20 protein-coding genes are annotated in these 20,689 nt (G+C 60.9%); 12 read left to right on the plus strand and 8 right to left on the minus strand.

Going from position 1 to position 20,689, the window contains the following annotated elements; all coding sequences use genetic code 11:
• Window positions 1-131 precede the first annotated feature (131 nt).
• Window positions 132-833: a response regulator transcription factor gene (locus E0486_RS05210; RefSeq protein WP_131851087.1), complete on the plus strand. Its 702-nt coding sequence runs from the start codon at window positions 132-134 to the stop codon at window positions 831-833.
• Here E0486_RS05210 and E0486_RS05215 read toward each other — a convergent pair.
• Window positions 830-2,377, minus strand: coding sequence for a YifB family Mg chelatase-like AAA ATPase (locus E0486_RS05215; RefSeq protein ID WP_131851088.1), 1,548 nt, complete (start codon window positions 2,375-2,377; stop codon window positions 830-832). The genes E0486_RS05210 and E0486_RS05215 overlap by 4 nt on opposite strands.
• 226 nt (window positions 2,378-2,603) lie before the next feature.
• Between E0486_RS05215 and E0486_RS05220 the strand changes: the two genes are divergently transcribed.
• On the plus strand, window positions 2,604-5,285 hold the full coding sequence (locus E0486_RS05220) for an Ig-like domain-containing protein (RefSeq protein WP_131851089.1): 2,682 nt from the start codon (window positions 2,604-2,606) through the stop codon (window positions 5,283-5,285).
• Between the two features lie 15 nt (window positions 5,286-5,300).
• On the opposite strand, the gene E0486_RS05225 is transcribed toward E0486_RS05220, so the two are convergent.
• The 5 genes from E0486_RS05225 to rlmN all read right to left on the minus strand — a co-directional run bounded on the left by E0486_RS05225 (window position 5,301) and on the right by rlmN (window position 8,914).
• Complete coding sequence (locus E0486_RS05225; RefSeq protein WP_131851090.1) at window positions 5,301-5,573, minus strand: hypothetical protein; 273 nt, start codon at window positions 5,571-5,573, stop codon at window positions 5,301-5,303.
• A gap of 24 nt (window positions 5,574-5,597) precedes the next feature.
• Window positions 5,598-6,224 carry a chloramphenicol acetyltransferase gene (locus E0486_RS05230; RefSeq protein ID WP_131851091.1) on the minus strand — a complete coding sequence of 209 codons (627 nt, stop codon included), beginning with the start codon at window positions 6,222-6,224 and terminating at the stop codon, window positions 5,598-5,600.
• Between the two features lie 53 nt (window positions 6,225-6,277).
• The gene (locus E0486_RS05235) at window positions 6,278-6,964 is read right to left on the minus strand and encodes an HAD family hydrolase (protein ID WP_131851092.1); all 687 of its coding nucleotides are present in this window, start codon (window positions 6,962-6,964) and stop codon (window positions 6,278-6,280) included.
• 257 nt (window positions 6,965-7,221) lie between these two features.
• Window positions 7,222-7,629 carry an energy transducer TonB gene (locus E0486_RS05240; protein ID WP_131851093.1) on the minus strand — a complete coding sequence of 136 codons (408 nt, stop codon included), beginning with the start codon at window positions 7,627-7,629 and terminating at the stop codon, window positions 7,222-7,224.
• A gap of 208 nt (window positions 7,630-7,837) precedes the next feature.
• Complete coding sequence (gene rlmN / locus E0486_RS05245; protein WP_131851094.1) at window positions 7,838-8,914, minus strand: dual-specificity RNA methyltransferase RlmN; 1,077 nt, start codon at window positions 8,912-8,914, stop codon at window positions 7,838-7,840.
• Window positions 8,915-9,100: 186 nt separating this feature from the next.
• Here rlmN and E0486_RS05250 point away from each other — a divergent pair, with 186 nt between their 5' ends.
• Both E0486_RS05250 and E0486_RS05255 read left to right on the plus strand, forming a co-directional pair.
• Window positions 9,101-10,294 (plus strand): thiolase family protein, encoded by a 1,194-nt coding sequence (locus E0486_RS05250; protein WP_131851095.1) that lies wholly within the window; start codon window positions 9,101-9,103, stop codon window positions 10,292-10,294.
• A 258-nt stretch (window positions 10,295-10,552) separates the two neighbouring features.
• Complete coding sequence (locus E0486_RS05255; RefSeq protein WP_131851096.1) at window positions 10,553-10,993, plus strand: hypothetical protein; 441 nt, start codon at window positions 10,553-10,555, stop codon at window positions 10,991-10,993.
• Between the two features lie 358 nt (window positions 10,994-11,351).
• Here the strand turns inward: E0486_RS05255 and hisS are convergent, their stop codons facing one another.
• The gene (hisS, locus tag E0486_RS05260; protein WP_131851097.1) at window positions 11,352-12,797 is read right to left on the minus strand and encodes a histidine--tRNA ligase; all 1,446 of its coding nucleotides are present in this window, start codon (window positions 12,795-12,797) and stop codon (window positions 11,352-11,354) included.
• 61 nt (window positions 12,798-12,858) lie between these two features.
• Complete coding sequence (locus tag E0486_RS05265; protein ID WP_243697380.1) at window positions 12,859-13,326, minus strand: low molecular weight protein-tyrosine-phosphatase; 468 nt, start codon at window positions 13,324-13,326, stop codon at window positions 12,859-12,861.
• Window positions 13,327-13,498: 172 nt separating this feature from the next.
• Here E0486_RS05265 and E0486_RS05270 point away from each other — a divergent pair, with 172 nt between their 5' ends.
• The 8 genes from E0486_RS05270 (at window position 13,499) to E0486_RS05305 (ending at window position 20,535) form a co-directional block, all read left to right on the plus strand.
• The gene (locus E0486_RS05270) at window positions 13,499-14,305 is read left to right on the plus strand and encodes an energy transducer TonB (protein ID WP_165917200.1); all 807 of its coding nucleotides are present in this window, start codon (window positions 13,499-13,501) and stop codon (window positions 14,303-14,305) included.
• A 34-nt stretch (window positions 14,306-14,339) separates the two neighbouring features.
• The gene (locus E0486_RS05275) at window positions 14,340-14,588 is read left to right on the plus strand and encodes a hypothetical protein (RefSeq protein ID WP_131851099.1); all 249 of its coding nucleotides are present in this window, start codon (window positions 14,340-14,342) and stop codon (window positions 14,586-14,588) included.
• Complete coding sequence (locus E0486_RS05280; protein ID WP_131851100.1) at window positions 14,585-15,517, plus strand: PstS family phosphate ABC transporter substrate-binding protein; 933 nt, start codon at window positions 14,585-14,587, stop codon at window positions 15,515-15,517. Before E0486_RS05275 ends, E0486_RS05280 begins: the two co-directional genes overlap by 4 nt.
• Window positions 15,518-15,628: 111 nt before the next feature.
• Window positions 15,629-17,332: a tetratricopeptide repeat protein gene (locus tag E0486_RS05285; RefSeq protein ID WP_131851101.1), complete on the plus strand. Its 1,704-nt coding sequence runs from the start codon at window positions 15,629-15,631 to the stop codon at window positions 17,330-17,332.
• A 105-nt stretch (window positions 17,333-17,437) separates the two neighbouring features.
• Window positions 17,438-17,848, plus strand: coding sequence for an NADH-quinone oxidoreductase subunit A (locus tag E0486_RS05290; RefSeq protein WP_131851102.1), 411 nt, complete (start codon window positions 17,438-17,440; stop codon window positions 17,846-17,848).
• Between the two features lie 109 nt (window positions 17,849-17,957).
• On the plus strand, window positions 17,958-18,542 hold the full coding sequence (locus E0486_RS05295) for an NADH-quinone oxidoreductase subunit B (RefSeq protein WP_131851103.1): 585 nt from the start codon (window positions 17,958-17,960) through the stop codon (window positions 18,540-18,542).
• A 54-nt stretch (window positions 18,543-18,596) separates the two neighbouring features.
• Window positions 18,597-19,160, plus strand: coding sequence for an NADH-quinone oxidoreductase subunit C (locus tag E0486_RS05300; protein WP_243697381.1), 564 nt, complete (start codon window positions 18,597-18,599; stop codon window positions 19,158-19,160).
• Window positions 19,161-19,299: 139 nt separating this feature from the next.
• On the plus strand, window positions 19,300-20,535 hold the full coding sequence (locus tag E0486_RS05305) for an NADH-quinone oxidoreductase subunit D (protein ID WP_131851105.1): 1,236 nt from the start codon (window positions 19,300-19,302) through the stop codon (window positions 20,533-20,535).
• The last annotated feature ends 154 nt before the right edge of the window (window positions 20,536-20,689 follow it).

The raw sequence follows: 20,689 nt of genomic DNA on the forward strand, positions 1-20,689 counted from the left end.
GCGTCATTTGTACGGAACGTTTTTGCGACTTGTACGCATTTTTTTGCGCGCTACCGTATTTTCCGACCGTATAAATACGCAGCGCTAGCCGTCCGGATGCACTAACTTTCCCTTTGCCACAAAACCAGACTATGCTGCCCTCTTCCAACCCGATCCGCGTGATCATCGCCGACGATCACGAGCTGCTGCGCGAAGGCCTGAGCCTTGTGCTGGGGAAAGATCCACGCCTTGTAGTGGAAGGCCTCGCCGCCAACGGCGAACAGCTGGTGGCACTGACCGGCCGGCTCCGGCCACAGGTAGTGCTCACCGACATTGTCATGCCCGGTATGGACGGCATCGAGGCCACCCGCCGCATCCGCGAGCTGTCGCCCGAGACCGGGATCGTGGCCCTGTCCACCTTCGACAGCCCGTCGATGGTCATCGATATGCTCCGTGCCGGCGCCTGCGGTTACCTGCTCAAGAACGTCGACCGCCGCGAGATCATCGACGCCATCGTGGCAGCCAGCCGGCACGAGGAATACTTCTGCCGCATTATCAGCAGCCGCCTCGCGCAGTACGTTCTTTCCAACGATGCCGGAACCGTGCAACGCGACCTGTTCAGCGAACGGGAGCTGGTCATTATTCGCTGTATCTGCCAGGAAATGACCACCGGGGAGATCAGCCGCGAGCTCTGTCTGGGTAAGCGCACAGTCGATGGCCTCCGCGCCCGGATCCTTGGCAAGATGGAAGCGCGCGGAACGGCAGGCCTCGTGTTGTACGCCCTGCTGCACGGGCTTTACCGCCCCGCCGATGGTCAGTCCCTACCCGGTGTGCTCGGGCGCCAAATGAATTAGCCCGCCCAGCCCTCGCGGTCGAGGCTGCGGTAGTGGATAGCCTCCGCCACGTGCTCGGTGCCGATGTTTTCGCTGCCGGCGAGGTCGGCAATGGTGCGCGCCACCTTTAGTATGCGGTCGTAGGCCCGTGCCGACAGGTTTAGTTTTTCCATGGCCGCTTTCAGCAGGCTTTGTCCCGCTGTATTAAGCACACACACTTCCTTCAGCAGGCGGCTGCCCATCTGGGCATTACAATACAGGCCGTCGCGGCCGGCGAATCGGCCGGCCTGCCGCACGCGCGCTGCAATGACGCGCCCGCGGATATCGGCGGAAGATTCCGGCTTGTGTGCTGTCGACAACTCGCTGAACGCAACGGGCGTCACCTCCACGTGCAGGTCGATCCGGTCGAGGAGGGGCCCCGAAACTTTGTTGAGGTAGCGTTGCACGGCCTGGCTGCTGCACTGGCACTCCCGCTCGGGATGGTTGTAATAGCCGCAGGGGCAGGGGTTCATCGACGCAATGAGCATAAAGGAAGCGGGGAAATCGACCGCCACGCGGGCCCGCGAGATCGTGACGCGCCGTTCCTCCATCGGCTGGCGCATCACTTCGAGCACGGTGCGCTTGAACTCGGGCAGCTCGTCGAGGAAAAGGACGCCGTGGTGGGCCAGCGAGATCTCGCCGGGCTGGGGCACCGAGCCGCCGCCCACGAGGGCCACATCCGAAATCGTATGGTGAGGGCTCCGGAAGGGGCGCGCTGCCACGAGCGTCGCGCCCTCCGGAAGCTTGCCGGCAACGGAGTGGATCTTGGTCGTTTCCAGGGCTTCCTGCAGCGTCAGCGGCGGCAGGATGGTGGGCAGGCGCCGCGCCAGCATCGTCTTGCCGGCGCCCGGCGGCCCGATGAGGATGGCGTTGTGGCCGCCGGCGGCGGCGATCTCCAATGCCCGCTTGATGTTTTCCTGCCCCTTTACCTCCGAAAAGTCGACCTCGCTGCGTTCCTGGGCCGCGGCAAACGCTTCCAGCAGGTCTACCTGAACCGGCTCGGCGCCTTGCTCGCCTCCTTCGAAAAAAGCCAGGACCTCGCGGAGGTGCTGCATTCCGTACACGTTGAGCCCTTCCACCATGGCGGCTTCGCGGGCGTTGGCGGCGGGCACGATGAGCCCGTGGAAGCCTTCGCGGCGGGCCTGCAGGGCCATGGGCAGGGCGCCGCGCACGGGACGCATGCTGCCATCGAGGGAAAGCTCGCCCATGATCACGTAGCGCTCCAGCCGCGCGGGTTCGGTGATGCGCTCGGCTGCGGCGAGCATACCCAGGGCAATAGGCAGGTCGAAGGCGGAGCCGCTCTTGCGGAGGTCGGCGGGCGCGAGGTTGACGACGATGCGCGTGCGCGGCAGCTCGTGGCCGATGGCGCCCAGCGCGCTCTCCACGCGTTGCAGGCTTTCCTTGACGGCATTGTCGGGCAAGCCCACGAGCAGCACGCCCAGGTTGCTTTCCATCCAGTTTACTTCCACGGTAATAGTGACGGCGCTCACGCCGTATACGGCAGATCCGAAGGTCTTGACCAGCATGGGATTTCTTTGGAAGTAAAATTGAAACCGGCGAAGGAGATGGCAAGGGTGGGAAAACCATCAAATCGTGGGAAAAGGACCAACGGTGCGCGGCAACCGCCCAGCCTCCTTTTGCGCCGCCCCGCGTTGCGGTAGCGGCAGTTCATGCAACATTTTGGCGGCCGGGCTGCTCTGTGTTGTAACTTAAAGGCCTTATGGCAACACCCTGCCTCAAACCGACTCGCTGATGTACCAACGCTACCTATGGCTGCTTTCCCTGTTCTTCCTTTCCTTCGGTGCGCGCGCTCAATGCCCGGATAACATCGGCTTCGGCCGCGGCAACCTCGCCAATTGGGCCTGCTCGATGGGCCAGGTAACGAACAGCAGCGCCGGGAATGTGATGGACCTTTCGGCTTCGGCTCCAACTCCCAATCACCACAGCATCACCGACACCTCGGAGCTGTTTCTAGATCCCTATGGAGGCTTCCCGATCGTGTGCCCCTTCGGCGGCCGCTATTCGGTGCAGCTGGGCAACGACCTCACCGGCAAGGAAGCCGACGGACTTTCCTATTCCTTCACGGTTCCGGCCAACCTGGACACATTCACCATTACGTTCTTTTACGCCGTGGTGCTCCAGAACCCGGGCCACGCGCCCGACGAGCAGCCCCGCTTCACCGTTACAGCACGCAACGAGGGCTCGGGCAGTATCGTCAACTGTTCCGACTTCGACTTCGTAGCCTCCGGGGGAATCCCGGGCTTCAAAAATTCACCGCTCGATCCTACCGTTGTGTACAAAGAGTGGACGCCCGCATCCCTGCAGTTCGCGGGCATGGCGGGCGAAACCATCACGCTCGAATTCCGTGTGGCCGACTGTACCCGAGGCGGTCATTTCGGTTATGCGTATGTGGATGTCAGCGACAATTGCACGGGTCAGCTCGCCACGGCGCCCTATTGCCCGGATGCCAATGCGCTGGTGCTCAACGCACCCTACGGTTTTGAAGACTACACCTGGTACAGCGAAGACTTCTCGCAGATCGTGGGCAGCGGGCAATCCGTGACGCTGTCGCCAGCGCCGGCCACCAGCGGCGCCTACTGGGTAAGCATGGTTCCCTATCCCGGCTATGGTTGTCCCGATACGATCAAGGCCGTGGTTACAACCAACCCGGTTCCACCACCGCCCGATGTACGCGCCTATTATTATTGCCAGAATCAAACGGCCTTCCCGCTCTCGGCTACGGCATCGGCCGGCCACCTGCTGCAATGGTACACCGCACCCACGGGCGGCGTTGCCAGCACCAGCCCGCCCACGCCATCTACGGCGACGCTGGGCGTTCGCGAATACTGGGTGTCGCAAAAGCAGCTTTTCGGCTGTGAAAGCCCGCGGGTGCCGGTGCGGGTAACCGTGCACGGTCCCGTGCCCATCAGCCTGGCCGTCAACCAGGACCGCCAGTGTTTCCGCGGGCACGACTTTGTGTTCACCAATACTACGGCTAACCTCGCATCTCCCTACTTCGAAATTCAATTCGGCGACGGTTACCGGGCGTTTGCCCAGCCGGGCGTACCGGTCTCGCATCATTACGACTACGGAGGCGCCTTCCGCGCAAAACTCGTACTCTCCAACACCGGCGTCTGCTCCGATACTACCGGCATCAACATCGTGGTCATTCCTGATCCCGTGGCTTTCATCGCGGGCCCTCCGTCGATCTGCGTGGGCGCCGTAGGTGCGGCGCTGGCAGATTCGTCGCTGGTACCCGGTTCGTCGTTGGCGCAATGGTGGTGGAATGTCGGCGGCGTCATCAGCAATAACCCGCAGCCGCCGCTGCCGGCCAACGCGGCAGGGCCCGTTACAGTGGACCTGGTTGTGACAAACACGGATGGTTGCCGCTCCGACACGGTGCACAAAGTACTTCCGGTACACGCGCGACCCGTGGCTGCCTTTACGTTCAGCGGCTACTGCGACAACGAGCCGCTGCAACTGCGTGATGCTTCTTACCAGCCGCCCAACACGCAGGGGGAACGCCTTGAATCCTGGTCCTGGACCGCCGACGGCAATCCGCTCAGCAATCGGTCCAGCCCCGACGTGCTGCTCAGCGGCGGCACGCACCGGGTAGCGCTCGTGGTCGCAAACAACTTCGGATGTACAAGCGATCCTGCCGACAGCAGCATTACCTTATCGGCCCATCCGCGCATCGATGTGCAGGCCGACGACTCCTGTGCCGGCAGGCCGATGCAGTTCACTGCGCAGGTGCTTTCGGGCCTGGTGCGCGACTGGCGCTGGAACCTCGGCGCCGGCTGGGTGAATGGTGGTATGCGACTGCGGCAAACTTTCCTGCAACCCGGCATCCGCTTCCTGCAGGTGATCGCCGCGGCGCCCGATGGCTGCCGTGATACACTAAGCCGCGGTATTCCCGTGATCCGCAACGAAGCCTTTGCCGGCAGCGATACGTCCGCGACGTATGGCGAAGCGGTGCAGCTCGACTCCCATGGCGACAGCACTATGCGCTTTACGTGGAGCCCCGCCGACGGGCTCACCGACCCGGCTTCGGCCAGGCCGCTTGCGCTGTGGCCCGCCGATATCCGCTACGAATTGTATGCAGTTGACCGCTTTGGTTGCGAAAGCCGCAGCAGCATCCTGGTGCGCCGCTACCTGGGTCCCGATCTTTATGTTCCCTCCGCATTCACGCCCAATGCCGACGGCCGCAACGACCGCCTGCGCGTGTTGCCGGTTGGCATCCGCACACTCCACTATTTCGCGGTATATAGCCGCGGCGGCAAGCTTCTCTACCGGGGCACGCAGGGCGATAAAGGCTGGGACGGCACCTTCGGGGGCGTGGCGCTCGGTACGCAAACGCTGGTGTGGGTTGCTGAAGGCACCGATTACAAAGGGCAAAAAGTGTTTCGGAAAGGAACGGCCACGCTGCTGCGCTGATCTGTAGAATTACGGTCAGAGATCGAGCAGGGAAGCGTCGCCCCAGATGCGGCAGCCGGGCTGCCGGCGCAGGCGCGCCCATTCGGCGGGGTCGATGGCCTCCAATTCGTCCACGCGGCATTCATTGCAGAAAAATTCCAGCACATCCGGCCCGGCAAACAAGCCGAACAGGTCGGGCCCGGGCGGCACGAGGAACACGTACTGCCCCGCGGGCGCGCTGGCTACGAAATGCAGCAGGTCGGCCTTGGGCAGTCGGGCGCGAAAGCGATAGGTGTCGATGTAGGCCATGCGGCTACGAAGATACGTTCCTGCCTACGCCTCGCGCAGCAGGGATTCGAAGCGCTCCAGGAACTGCCCGGCGTGGAAGCCGTCCATAAGTGCGTGGTGCGCGTGCAGCGATACCGGCAGCAGCAGCCTTCCGCCCACGTTGGTCATTCTGCCGAAGGCGATCTTGGGACAGCTGTCGGCAAAGGAAAACGCGCGGGCATGCGACAGGCCGGTGAAGCGGATCCAGGGCATCGAGGAATAGTGAATGACGTTCTCGCCCGATACCGCCGGCACGAGACCGCTGCCCGCCTGAACGCGGTCGCGCTCCAGGGCGGCCGCCCGTAGAAATACGGTCCGGTCGCTCTGGTAATCCATGTATGCGAAACCGAAGGTTCCGTCGGGCCTGTTGATGGTAGGGGAGGCATGAACTGATTCGTATTCAAGTACCTCGTCCCCGCTGATCCGGTAGCGGAAGGGCTCCGTTTCGTTGGCAGCTTTCAGCGAGCACCACAGGTAATGCAGGAAAAAGGAAGTGCCTTCTTCTTTCACACGGCGGTAGGCCGCGGTGCAGTCCAACTCCACGCACAGCCCGAAAAAAGGCTCTTCGAAACGCCGGAAAAATTGAAAGTGGTCGCGGCGGGGCCAGGTGGCGAGGTCAATCGGGCGAGGCATATCAGGGAAGTTTGGAAGTCGGAAGTTGGAAGTCGGAAGTTGGAAGTCGGAGGTCAGGACAGCAGGGGCAGGATGTCTGCGATGCCGGTAACGGCGCGGAAGTTGGGATGGTCGATCGTGTCTTCCACCACTTCATGGGCCCAGGTGGTGTGGTAGGGCACGTGAATGGCATGCCCGCCGAGTTCGAGTACGGGCAGCACGTCCGACTTGAGCGAGTTGCCCACCATCAGGAAGTGCTCGGGCGCGATGTCGAGGTGGCGCACCAGCTTGCGGTAGTCGCGCACGCCTTTGTCGGACATGATCTCGATGTGGTGAAAATGGTGGTCGATGCCGGAGTTCTTCATCTTGCGCTCCTGGTCCAGCAGGTCGCCCTTGGTAGCTACCACGAGGCGGTAGCGTTCCTTGAGCGCCAGCAGCACATCCTCCACGCCTTCGAGCAGCTCGATGGGCCGGGCCAGCAGTTCCTTTCCCAGTTCCAGGATCCGACCGATAGCCGCCGCCTTGATGTGTCCTTCCGAAATGGTGAGCGCTGTCTCCACCATTGATAGCGTAAATCCCTTGATGCCGTATCCGTAGAGCGGGAGGTTTTTGATCTCCGTCTGCAACAGGGCGCGCTCAGCGCTGTGCAGCGGCATGAAGCTCTCCAGCAGCTGGCAGAAAGCGGTTTCGGTTTCGCGGAAATAAGGCTCGTTCACCCAAAGGGTGTCGTCGGCGTCGAAGGCAATCACTTTGATCTCCATAAACACATCCGTTTAAAAAAGCGGACCGCGAAGTTACGGATGTCTGCTATCTGACGCCGGGCGCCGGCAAGGAAGGCCTGCGGAGTATCGTGGCGGGGCGCCGCTCGCCGTACCTGGTGCAGGGCGCGGCGCGTAGCGAATGGGCGCACAGTGCAGCACCGGTGGCTGGAACACGGTGCTCGATCACGTTGCGGACGGTGTGCGAAAAATAGAAAAGGGCCCGGAAGGGCCCTTCGTTATACGAAACCAAGAATGTATCAAAACACGTCAAAACGAAAAGTCTGGGTCTGGGTGGTTTTCACGGCGCCGGCCGCATTGCGGGCGGGGGTCCAGCGGCCGGTGGTGCTGAACTGGGCCACGGCGGCTTCTTCGAGGCCAAAGCCGTTCTGGCTCACGGCCTTCACGCGGCTCACGTTGCCGCGGGCATCAATATCAAAGCTCAGGGTAACGCTGTAGGAGCCGGCGGGCAGCTGGCGGCTGACGCCGGCGCGCATCGTCTTCGACAGCACGGCGGTAACAAAGGTGTTGAAAGCGCCCGCACCGCCGGGGTAAACAGCCGCTACGGTCACTGCCTTGCTTTTCGGGCTTTTATCGGCGGGGTTTTCGGTAGCGAAGGAAGCGAGGGAAACGATCGAGAGAAGGAGGGCGAGTGCAGTTGCTTTCATGTTGCTTGTTTGACTCGTCAAAAGTACCTAACCGGGATCGGGGCTTCTACTTAGTTCGACTAAGCCCCCTTTTTACTCGGCGAACGCGGCGAAAAGTGTTAAATAGGTAAAATTACCTACAATGTCGGAGCTTGTTTTCGTGTGCGCCGGTCGGATAGATAACAAAAAGGGGCCCGTTGGGACCCCTTTCTAAAACGGTTCATCGCTTTTAGCTGCTGATGCCTTCCTTATTGGCCAGCTGTCCGCAGGCGGCATCGATGTCTTTACCCCGGCTACGGCGCAGGCGGGCATTGACCCGGTGCTTCGCCAGGTAACCCATGAATTCTTCCATGCGCTGCTCGGTGGGCTTTTCGTATTTCGCGAAGTCGATCGGGTTGTACTCGATGATGTTGACCAGGTCGGCCGGGATCTGGCGATAGAGCTTCACCAGCTCCTCCGCATCCTTCTGCGAATCGTTGAAGTCGTTGAACAGGATGTATTCCAGCGTGATCTCGCTCTTCGTTTGCTGGTAAAAGTAGTTGAGCGCCTCCACCAGGCTCTTCAGGTCGTTGGAGGCGTTGATGTTCATGATCTCGTTGCGCTTGGCGTCGTTCGGGGCGTGCAGCGAGAGGGCGAGCTTGAACTTCACCTTGTCGTCGCCGAGCTGGCGGATGGCCTTGGCCACACCGGCGGTGGACACCGTGATGCGGCGCGGGCTCATGGCCAGGCCGTCGGGGGCAGTGATCCGCTCAATCGCCTTCAACACGTTCTTGTAGTTGAGCAGCGGCTCGCCCATGCCCATGAACACAATATTGGTCAGTTTGCGGTTGTAAACCTTCTCGCTCTGCTGGTTGAGCAGCACCACTTCGTCGTAGATCTCGTCGAAGTCGATGTTGCGCTTGCGGTCGATGTAGCCGGTGGCGCAGAACTTACAGGCCAGGGAGCAGCCGATCTGCGAGGACACGCAGGCGGTAAAGCGCTCTTCGGTAGGGATGAGCACGCCCTCGCAAAGGTGCCCTTCGTGGGTACGGAAGCGGCTTTTGACCGTGCCGTCGGCGCTGTACTGGGTGGCGTCCACCGTCAGCGCGGGCAGGGTGAAATGCTGGCCCAGCTTCTGGCGGAGGTCCTTGCTCAGGTTGGTCATGTCGGCAAACGTATGAGCCTGCTTCGCCCACAGCCATTCCCACACCTGCTTTGCCCGGAACCTGGGCTCGCCCAGCGTTTCAAAGTACTGGGTCAGCTCGTCGAGGGACAGCTGGCGGATGTTGCGGACGCCTTTTGTGGGGAAATGTGCCGTTGCGCTCATGCTGCAAAGGTACCTGAAAAGGCGCAGGCGAGTAGTGGGGAGGTGTTATCTTGCGTTGCTTTTAACAGCGAAAACAGTTTATAGTTTACAGTCTATAGTTTACGGTTGCGGGATACGCACCGCTAAAACCCAAGACCGACGCCCCCAACTATAAACTACAAACTACAAACTTCAAACTTGCTCCCCATGCGCGACGTATACGTTATTGACGCCCTCCGCACCCCGATCGGCCGCTACGGCGGCGCTCTTTCCTCCGTTCGCCCCGACGACCTGCTGGCCGGCGCCATCCGCGCCCTGCTGGCCCGCAACCCGGCCGTGGACCCGGCTACCATCGAAGACGTGATCGCCGGCGACGCCAACCAGGCCGGCGAAGACAACCGCAACGTGGCCCGCATGGCCGCCCTGCTCGCGGGCTTGCCCGTGACGGTGCCCGGCACCACGGTCAACCGCCTCTGCGCCTCCGGCCTCCAGGCCATCATGGACGGCGCCCGCCAGATCGCCACCGACGACGCCGAGCTCATCATCGCCTGCGGCGTGGAAAGTATGAGCCGCGCGCCCTTCGTCATGGCCAAATCCACGAGCCCCTTCCAGCGGACGGCCGAAGTGGTGGACACCACCCTGGGCTGGCGCTTCGTGAACAAGGAGCTGGCCGATGCATACCATCCCTACAGCATGGGCGAGACCGGTGAGAACGTGGCGAAGCAATGGAACATCAGCCGCGAGGCCCAGGACGCCTGGGCGCTGCGCTCGCAAAACAACTATTTCGCCGCCCTCGAGGCCGGCAAGTGGGCCGCGGAGCTGGTGCCGGTAGAAGTAACCGAAGGAAAAGAAAAGAAAACGGTCGATACCGACGAGCACCCGCGCCGCACCACGGCCGAGAAGCTGGCCACCCTCAAGCCGGCCTTCGTGAAGGACGGGACCGTCACCGCCGGCAACGCTGCGGGGCTCAACGACGGCGCCGCCGCGATGCTCCTTGCCTCCGGCGAAGCAGTGAAGAAATACGGGCTGAAGCCCATCGCCAAGGTGCTCTCCATGGCTGTTGCCGGCGTAGACCCGGCCATCATGGGCATCGGTCCGGTGCCGGCCACCCGGAAGGCGCTGAAGCGTGCGTCGCTTTCCATCGCCAATATCGAGCTGGCGGAGCTCAACGAAGCGTTCGCGTCGCAGGTGCTGGCCGTGATGCACGACCTGCAACTGAACCCCGAGATCGTCAACGTCAACGGCGGCTCCATCGCGCTCGGCCACCCGCTCGGTTGCTCGGGTGTGCGCATCTCCACCACGCTGGTGCACGAGCTGAAGCGCCGCGGCCTCAAGTACGGCCTGGCCACGATGTGCGTGGGCGTGGGGCAGGGAGCGGCGATCATCTATGAACGTTGTTAACGCCCAACCGGGCAGGTGCATCCCCCAGCCCGACCCATCCCCCCAGCCCCCTTCCCGAAGGGAAGGGGTAGCCAGACCTCACCCCCAACCCCTCTCCAAAGGAGTGGGGAGCTACAGAGCCCGCATCTACGATGCGGGCTCTGTACTTTTCCCCTTCCCCTTGGGAAGGGGTTAGGGGATGGGTCGGTTCCTCCTTCCCTTTGGGAGGGGGGTTAGGGGATGGGTCGGGGAGGCCTGATTGTTGCCTAATTTCCCGCCATGAAACGCGTCGCTCCCTTCCTGTTCCTGCTCGTCGCCTGCAATCCCTATAAAGCCCTGCGCCCGGCCACAGCCGATTTTGCGGCGGGCCAGGGACCGGCGGCGCTCTCCTATAAAGTGCCGAAGGGCTGGAAAAATGTGCGCAGCGAGACCGACTCCGCCGGGCGGCCGGTGAAGCTGTACGATTACGGGGGCGGTACCGTGTTTTATGTTGCCTATGCGCCCAAGGGCGGCAACATCCAGCCCATCCCGCGCGACCGCCACGTGCCGAGGCTGCTGCCGTCGGGCGATACCTTATATAAGGAGCAGTCGGAACAAACGGGCCGTATCTGGCGCGAGGACGTCAAGGGCGCGCTGCGCGCCGGCTATATCAATGTAAAAGAAGGAACTTCCGAAGCCCTGTTTGATTCGGCGGTGAACTCGGTAAAAGCATTCCGGTAGACCTCACCCCATCCCCTCTCCGTGCGGGAGGGTAGACACGCCTGTTTCCGGACTTTGCACGAGGTGCGGAAGGGTAGACACACCTGTTTCCACCCTGTTGCACCCCGCGCGAGACGCCGGAAACCGCCCTGACCGGCCCAAGTGCGCCCTACAACATGCCGGAAACACCTGCAGCTGCCAAGTTGCACCAGGTGCGGGACGGTAGCGACAGGCCTGACTACCTTGTTGCGGTTAGTGCGACCCTGTAGCCCCGCCCGGTACTCGCTACGTACAAGACAAAGGCACCGCTTGCGGTGCCTTTGTTGCGCTATAAAAATCATAACGAATCTTAATAAATCCGCGTATCCCGCTTGCGGGATCAGCGTACGTTCTCTCCCGCGAAGCGCGCGGCCAGTTCCCCGAAAGGCACCGGCTCCTGCTGGCCCGTGGCCAGTTCTTTTACCATCGCCGTTTGCTGCTCCAGCTCGCGCGAGCCGATGATAACGATGTAGGGAATGCCTTTCTTTTCGGCGTATTTGAACTGCTTGTCCATCTTCGTCGCTTCGTGGTACAGCTCGCCCGAGATGCCGGCGGAGCGCAGGCCCTGCAACAGTCCGTAGGCCGCTCGGCTTTCGGCTTCGCCCAGGTTGAAGAACAGGGCCGCGGTGGCCTGCGTGACGGTAGGGGGGAAGAGGTTCAATTCCTCCAATACATCATAGATGCGGTCGACGCCGAAGGAGATGCCCACGCCCGGCATGTCGGGCACGCCGAAGAGGCCGGTAAGGTCGTCGTAGCGGCCGCCGCCGCCGATGGAGCCGATCTTCACCGTGGCCGGCGCCTTCACCTCAAAAATGATCCCCGTGTAGTAGTTGAGGCCGCGGGCGAGGGTGAAGTCAAGGACGAGGTTCGGCGATTCGTGAGCCGTGAGCCGTGAGCCGTGAGCGCTTACCGTTTCCCCTTCCCTTTGAGAAGGGGCCGGAATAACCATGTTCGTCACGTACTCCAGTTCCTCGATGCCTTTTTTCGCTGTCTCGTTGTTCCCAAACAACTCCTTGATAGCCGCGAGCTTTTCGTCGTTGCTGCCGCTGATGTTCAGGTAGCGTTCGATGGTGGCGATCTGGGCGTCATCGAGGCCGCGCCCGGCGAGTTCTTCCTTCACCTTGTCGAGGCCGATTTTATCGAGCTTGTCGATGGCGATGGTGATGTCGATCATCTTGCCGGCGCCGCCGCAGATCTCGGCGAGGGCCGTGAGCAGCTTGCGCGAGTTGATACGGAGCTCGTAGCCTTCGAGGCCCAATTGTAGAAATACGGTGTGGTAGATGTAGCACAGGTCCACCTCGTTGAGCAGCGAGCGGGAGCCTACCACGTCGGCGTCGCACTGGTAGAACTCGCGGTAGCGGCCCTTTTGCGGGCGGTCGGCGCGCCACACGGGCTGCATCTGGTAGCGCTTGAACGGGAAGGCGAGCTGCCCGTGGTTCATCGCCACGTAACGGGCGAAGGGTATGGTGAGGTCGTAGCGAAGCGCGCGCTCGGTGAGGTCTTTCGTGTTCTTTCCCTGCAGCACCTTGTCGAACGCATCACGCAGCGAAGCTTCCTTGACCGGGTTGTCGAGCCCGTTGTTGAGGATCTTGAAAATGAGCTTGTCGCCTTCCTCGCCGTACTTACCCATGAGGGTGTCGAGGTTTTCCATGGCGGGCGTTTCGAGGGGCTGAAAGCCGTAGCGCTCAAACACACCGCGGATCGTTTGCAGGATATACTGGCGCTTGCGCACCACTTCGGGACCGAAGTCGCGGGTGCCCTGGGGGAGAGAAGGTTTCTGGATCATAGTCATTAAAAAATCAAATCAAAAGTCAAAGGCAGGAGCGTCGCGTCAGGGGACTGACTAATTACCTGTTGACTTCAGCGTAGCGTGAAAGTATGCGATCGCAGGCCGCTTCGATCAGTTTATATACCTCGTGGTAGCCGGGTTCTTCGCCGTACCAGGGGTCGGGCACGTCTTCGTTGCGCCCGGGGTGCACCTCGTTGAGCAGCAGGTCTACCTTCGAAGGATCCCAATGGGGGGCGGCGATGCGCTTCATATCGTCTACGACGTCGGCGGCCATGGCGTAGATCTTATCATAGGCATCGAGGTCGGCGGCGGTAAAGCGGCGTGCGCGCTGCCGGCAGATGTCGACGCCATGCAGTTGCGCCACCTTTTGCGACAGGCGGTGCGGCGGCTCGCCCACGTGGTAGCCGTTGGTGCCGGCGCTGTCTACCGTCCAGTCGAGGCCCGCGGCGTCGGCCTTGTGCTGCAGGATCCCCTCCGCAAGCGGGCTGCGGCAGATATTCCCGAGGCAAACCATCAGAATTTTCATCGCCGCAAATATAGACCCATCCTCCCGACCTCCTTCCCAAAGGAAAGGAGGAGCAATGATCCTTCTCATTCAAAGGGACTTTATTCCCCTTCCCTTCGGGAAGGGTTTAGGGGATGGGGCCGGTTGGTATGGAAACCGAACGCCCCCGCATCTCATAGCCAAACCAAACGCCATGAGTCCCAACGAAATTACCCGCAGCTCGCTGCTCGACCTGCTGTTCGAAAACCGTAACAAGCAATACGGTGCTTATGTGCTCCGCAAATATTACGACAACCGCCTGTCGTTGTCTATCGGCATCATGCTGGCGGCGGTGCTGCTGGCGCTGTTCCTGGTGAACGTTTTCTCGGGCAAGGCAGGCGATGTGTTTACCCCTCCCGAGGTGACGGTCGTGTCGCTGCAACTCGCACCCGACAAGACGAAGGCGCCGGAGCCGGAGCTGCCGAAGCCGCGCCAGAAGGCCGGCGGACCAGTCAACAGCAAGGCCTTCACCGCCCCGGTGATCGGCCCCGACCCGACCAACCTGCCGCCGACCGACGACCTGCGCAACGCCGCCATCAGCACGCACAACACACCCGGCGCCGTTCCCGGTGATGTGCCGCCGGCACCCGATCCCGGCCCGATCGCTCAGGGTACGGTGCCCCCGGCGCCCGTCCCGGCACCCGAAGTGGTGGAAGCACCCTCGGCGCCGCCGTCCTTTCCCGGGGGCATGAAGGCCTGGACCGACTTCCTCGTACGCAACCTGGTGCCGTCCTCGGACATGCAGCCCGGTGAGAAGCGCTCGGTGGTCGTGCGCTTCTGGGTGGATGAAGAAGGACACGTGGGCCGCTTCGAGGTGCAGCAGTCGGGCGGTGCGGCCTTCGACAACGAAGTGCTGCGCGTGCTGAAGCGGATGCCGAAGTGGAAACCCGCCCTGCAACGCGGCCGGCCCGTAGCTACCTCCTTCGTGCAACCGGTTACATTTCAGGCGCCCGAAGAATGAAAATGTCCTAATTTGCCCAGCCCAACAAGCGCCTATGAACGAGATCGAGGAATACGAACGCAAGCGACGCCAGCAGATCAGCACCGGCCGCTCCATCATGAACTACGTGATGGGCGTGCTCTTTGCGCTGGTCGGACTTTTCTTCGGCTACGTATACCTCAACCGCATCGAACTGATGGGCAGCAAGGCGTCCACCAAAGACCTGCTGGTGTGCCTTGTTTTTCTCGGCTATGGAATCTGGCGCATTTATCGTGGTTATAAGAAGAATTATTTCCGGGAATGAAACGGTACGGCATCCTTCGATTCGCAACTTACCTGCTCGCCCCCTTGCTGGCCCTTTTTACCACGGGCTGCGGCAACGGCACGGCGATGCCCGAGCCGGGCGACCGGCCCGACAGCGGCACTATACACATTAGTGTGGATGAGTCCTTCAAGCCGGTGATCGATTCGGAGATCTCGGTGTTCGAGGCGCTGCACCCCGGCACCCACATCATCGCCCACTACAAGCCCGAGGCGGAATGCCTCCGCGACCTGGCGGTAGACTCGATCCGCTGCATCGTGGCCACCCGCCGCTACAGCGAGGCCGAGCGCAACTTCGTGAACGATTCACTGAAGACCGACCTCCGCTACAACGTAGTGGCCTACGACGCCGTGGCCGTCATCGTGCACCCGTCGTCGGCCGACACCGTGTTCACCATCGCCCAGCTGAAAGACCTGCTGTCGGGCCGCTCCACGGCGAAGCTGCGGCCGGTGTTCGACGGGTTGAAGGCCACCAGCACGGTGCGCTTCGTTATTGATTCGATGCTCCGCGGCGGCAAGCTGGGGGCCAATGTAACGGCTGCGGAAGGCAGCGAGGCGGTGATCGATTACGTGGCGAAGAACCCGGATGCCATCGGCCTCCTCGGCGTCAGTTGGGTGGGCAACAGCCAGGACAGCACCCAGCTCAGCTACCTGAGCCGCGTAAAGGTGGCATCGCTGGAAGACGCCCGCAGCTCGGGCAAATTCGTGACTCCGGCCCAGTATAATATCTACTTCAAGCGCTACCCGCTGCTCCGCGACCTCGTGTGCATCCTGAAGGAACGCCACAACGGCCTCGGCCACGGCTTCTATAATTACTTAACCACGCAGAGCGGGCAGCTCATCTTCAACCGGGCCTTCCTCATGCCGGCGCTGATGAACTTCCAGGTCAGGCAGGCCGAGGTGAGCGATTAATCAGTGGTGCGTCATTAATTAACAGTTAGAAAAAGGACCTTAACAACTTACTGGTAAACTAAAGAATAATTTTTGCGCTCTAAAAGCCAATCACCAAACACAGAAAGGATCATGAAGAAATCAGCACTTGTATTGTTTCTCGCCTTGTCTTTCGCTTTGACGGCAGGTGCCCAGACCATCCAGGAAGGGATGAACCACCTTTACGCCGAGCGGAATGCCAGCGCGAAAACCACCTTTGAAAAGATCCTGGCCGCTAACCCGAACAACATCGACGCCATTTACTGGCTCGGCCAGACCCAACTCGAGATGGGCCAGCCCGCTGAGGCCCAGGCACTGTACCAGCGTGCCCTTTCCACCAATGGCAACGCCCCGCTGGTGCTCGCCGGTTTGGGCCATGCGCTCCTGGCACAGGGTAAGGGACCTGAAGCCCGCCAGCAATTTGAAATGGCTCTCAACCAGAGCCGTGGCAAGAAAGGCGACGACCCGGCCGTGCTCAACGCTGTGGGCCGCGCCAACATTGAAACGCCCGGGGGCGACGTAGCTTACGGCCTCGCCAAGCTCCAGGCCGCCGCTCAGGCCCAGCCTACGAACGCCGACATCGCCATCAACCTCGGCAACGCCTACCGCCGCGCCCATGAAGGCGGCGAAGCCGTACGCGCTTATACAGTTGCCGCTACCAATGGTCAGCCTGCAGTAGCTTACTACCGCATGGCCCGCATCTATGAAACGCAGCGCAACTGGGACGTGGTGACGGAAAACCTGAACCGCTCCATCCAGGCCGACCCCAAGTATGGCCCGGCTTACCTGCGCCAGTATGTATACAACCTCTTTTACAAGCAGGACTTCAACGCCGCCAACGAGTGGGGCCAGAAGTACGTGGCCGTAGCCGAGCCTTCGATCCAGAACGAAGTGTTCAAGGCGCAGCCCCTGTACCTGCAGAAGAAATACGATGAGGCCATCGCCATCGGCAACCGCATCATCCAGCAGAGCGGCAATGCCAAGGTAGAGCCGAGCGTGTACCGCCTCATGGCCTATTCCTACCTCGAAGGAGCGAAGGATACCGCCAAAGCCCGCCAGTATGTAGACCAGCTGTTTGCCTCCACGAAGGCCGAAGAGCTCGTGTCGAAAGACTATACGCTGAAGGCTGCTGTTTATTCGAAAGAAGCGCCGTCCGAGGTGGTAAACATCTTCCTCGCTTCCGCTGACGCCGATACGACGCTGCGCAATAAGCTGCTGATCCTGCAGGAAGGCATTGACTGGGCCAAGACGAGCGGCCGCAAAGTGGCCGAGGGCGACCTGCGCCTCGCGCAATACCGCCTCAACCCCGGTTCTTCGCCGGCCGGCCTCTTCCAGATCGGTCTGCCGTACTACCAAGGCGGTAATTTCAAAAAGGCCGACAGCGTGTTCCAGGCTTACAGCCGCGCCCTTCCGGACAGCATCTACGGTTACCTCTGGAGCGCCCGCTCCCTGGGCAACATCGACACTTCGGGCAAGCAAGGCCTCGCCGTTCCGCAATACGAGCAGGTGCTCCGCGTGTCGGCTGCCGACAAGGCCCGCTTTGCCTCTTATGGCTATGAGGCCGCCACGAACCTCGCCAACTACTATGTGAACGAGAAGGGCGACCGCGCCAAAGGTGCCGAGCTGCTCCGCCAGGCCCTGACCTTCGATCCGTCGAAAGAAGCACAGCTGAGCGGCGTGATCAAGCGCCTTGAGGCGCCGGCACCGCCGTCGAAACCGGCCAGGCCTTCGGCCCCCTCCGGTGCCACCAAGGTCAAAACCGAGGATGGTAAGACGAAAGTAAAAGGAAAAAAATAACCGCGAAAGCCCCCGAAAGGGGGCTTTTTTCGGCCTCTAAGGGGCTAAAATAGTAGTGCCGAGATTGATGGCGGTACTGTATTTTTGCCGGCGATTCAAAAGCCTATGTTTCATTTCCTCCAAGCCGATTTCACGCGCGCGGTGCAGGACGTGCGCAGCGCCGGCAGTTATCTGCCCGTGGCGCTCCAATTCCTTTTTGCCTTTGGTATGATCGGCACCCTCATGGGCGTGACCCACCTGCTGGGGCCCAAGCGGAAAACCGCCGACAAGCTCGAGACCTTCGCTTCCGGCATTCCCAGCCACGGCGACGCCCGCCAGCCCATGGCCATCAAGTATTTCCTCGTGGCAATCCTCTTCGTTCTGTTCGACGTGGAAGTGATCTTTTTCTACCCCTACGCCGTTAATTTCAAGAGCCTGGGTTGGAGTGGTTTTTGGGCCGTAGTGCTGTTCGTCGCGTTCTTTCTGTGCGGGTTCATCTACGTCATCAAGAAGGGCGCCCTGAAGTGGGAAGATTAATGGGAAAAGTATAAAAGTCGGAAGTGTGAAGTCGGAACTGCTAAATGTGCACTGTTTTTGGACTTATCAACACTTCGAACTTCCGACTTCACACTTAAAAACTTGAATTATGGCACGTCCGGTATCGTATAATATCAATGAAAAGCCGCTGGAAAAGGACATCTCGCTCGTAGAGATGCCGGAGGGCTACCAGGGTGAGGGTTTCTTCGCCCAAAAGCTCAGCGAGGCGGTAGGCCTTGCCCGCAAAAATTCCATCTGGCCCCTGCCTTTCGCCACCTCCTGCTGCGGCATCGAGTTCATGGCCACCATGGCCTCGCACTACGACCTGGCCCGCTTTGGCGCCGAGCGCCTCGGCTTCTCGCCGCGGCAGTGCGACCTGCTGATGGTGATGGGAACGATCTCCAAAAAGATGGCCCCCGTAGTGCGCCAGGTATACCTCCAGATGGCCGAGCCCCGTTGGGTAATGGCCGTGGGCGCCTGCGCCTGCTCGGGCGGCGTTTTCGACTCCTACAGCGTGCTGCAGGGTATCGACCAGGTGGTTCCGGTGGACGTTTACGTGCCCGGATGCCCGCCGCGCCCCGAAGCTATCATCGACGGCATCCTGCGCATCCAGGACATCATCGGAAAGGAAAGCCTGCGGCGACGCAACAGTGATCATTACAAGAAGCTCCTCGAGAGCTACGGTATTCAATAAAAACAACGCTCCGGGCTCCCCTTCCCTTTGGGAAGGGGCCGGGGGATGGGTCTTATGACAAACGAACAAGTACAACAGCAGCTCCGGGAGCAATTCGGCGAGAAGGTGAAAGCCTTCGAAGAGCCCTACGGTATGCTGACCTTCGAAGCCGACCTCGACCAAAACATCGAGGTACTTCGCTTTTTGTGGGAGGCCGGGTTTCGCTTCCTGACCGACCTGACCGCGGTGCATTATCCCGCCTACGCCGGCCGCGAGCTCTGCGTGGTGTACCACCTGCACAACCTGGTAGACAACCTCCGCCTGCGCTTCAAAGTGTATGCGCCCGTTGCCCGCCCCGAAGTGCAAAGCGCCACGGCCCTCTACGAAAGCGCCAACTGGCAGGAGCGCGAAGCCTACGACTTCTATGGTGTGCTCTTCAGCGGCCACCCCAACCTGAAGCGGATTCAGAACGTGGACGAGATGGACTACTTCCCCCAGCGGAAGGAATTCCCGCTCGAAGACCAGACCCGCATCGACAAGGACGACGAGATGTTCGGCCGCGGCGGCTCCTTCGACTTCGGCAACCGCCGCCAGGACGGATCACCCACGCTGCTGACACAGCCGGAGAGCGAGAAATGACCCTTCGGCTGCGCTCAGGGTGACAATCCTTCAGCGGTCTCCGGGTTACAGAGAATGAACTTTTAAACAGTGATGCCGAGAACCGGCTCCCTTCCCCCCGGGAAGGGTCGGGGATGGGCTTCACGACTCACGATAGAACATGGCCACACAAACCCCGAATTCCCATATTCCCCTGCCCGAGGGTTCCCTCGAGAAGGAAACGACGACGATCAACCTCGGCCCGACGCACCCGGCTACGCACGGCGTGTTCCAGAACATCGTGGAGCTCGACGGCGAGAAAGTGGTTTCGGCCGAGCAGACCATCGGCTACATCCACCGCGCCTTCGAAAAGATCGCCGAGCGTCGCCCCCTGTACCAGATCACCCCGCTGACCGACCGCCTGAACTACTGCTCGGCGCCGATCAACAACATGGGCTGGCACATGACCTGCGAAAAGCTGCTGGGCATCCAGACGCCGAAGCGCGTAGATTACCTCCGCGTGATCATCATGGAGCTCGCCCGCATCGCCGACCACATCATCTGCAACTCGGTGGTCGGGGTGGATACGGGTGCCTTCACGGGCTTCCTCTACGTGATGCAGTACCGCGAGCTCATTTACGAGATCTGGGAAGAAGTGTGCGGCTCGCGCCTCACCACCAACATCGGCCGTATCGGCGGCTTTGAGCGCGACTTCAACAACATCGCTTTCACCAAGCTGGAGAAGTTTCTCGAGGAGTTCCCGGCCGTGCTTCACGAGTTCGAGAGCCTCTTTACGCGCAACCGCATCTTCATGGAGCGTACGATCGGCGCGGGTCCCATCTCGGCTGAGCGCGCGCTCAACTACGGCTTCACCGGACCGAACCTGCGCGCCGCCGGCGTGGACTACGACGTGCGCGTGCATACGCCCTACTGCTCTTACCAGGACTTTGAATTCAGCATCCCCACCGGCTCTACCGGCGACTGCTACGACCGCTTCCTGGTGCGCAACGGTGAGATGCACGAATCGCTGTCGATCGTGCGCCAGGCCTACCAGAAGCTGCAGGATATAAAAGGGGAGGAGTCCGGCATCTACCACGCCGACGTTCCGGAATACTACCTGCCCGAGAAGAAGGACGTGTATACGAAGATGGAAGCGCTGATCTACCACTTCAAGATCGTGATGGGCGAGATCGATATCCCGCCGGGCGAAGTGTATCACAGCGTGGAAGGGGGCAATGGCGAGCTCGGGTTCTACCTGATCTCCGACGGCGGCCGCACACCCTACCGCCTGCACTTCCGCCGGCCCTGCTTCGTGTACTACCAGGCCTACGAGGAACTGGTAAAAGGCGGCATGCTCTCCGACGCCATCATCACGATGTCATCGCTGAACCTGATCGCCGGCGAAATGGATGGATAAAGATTTCAGATTTCGGATTTCAGATTTGAGATTCCGAATGTTGGATGTGTGCTATGAAAATGTGCTGATAGAAGTTTAGAAGGTTTAGGATAGTTTAGAAAAGGTTGGTAGGTAACAAGTACCAATTAACTAATAGACCAATAAACCAATAAAC

Origin of the sequence: Flaviaesturariibacter aridisoli (genome assembly GCF_004343705.1) — a bacterium.
GTDB classification, from domain to species: domain Bacteria; phylum Bacteroidota; class Bacteroidia; order Chitinophagales; family Chitinophagaceae; genus Flavisolibacter; species Flavisolibacter aridisoli.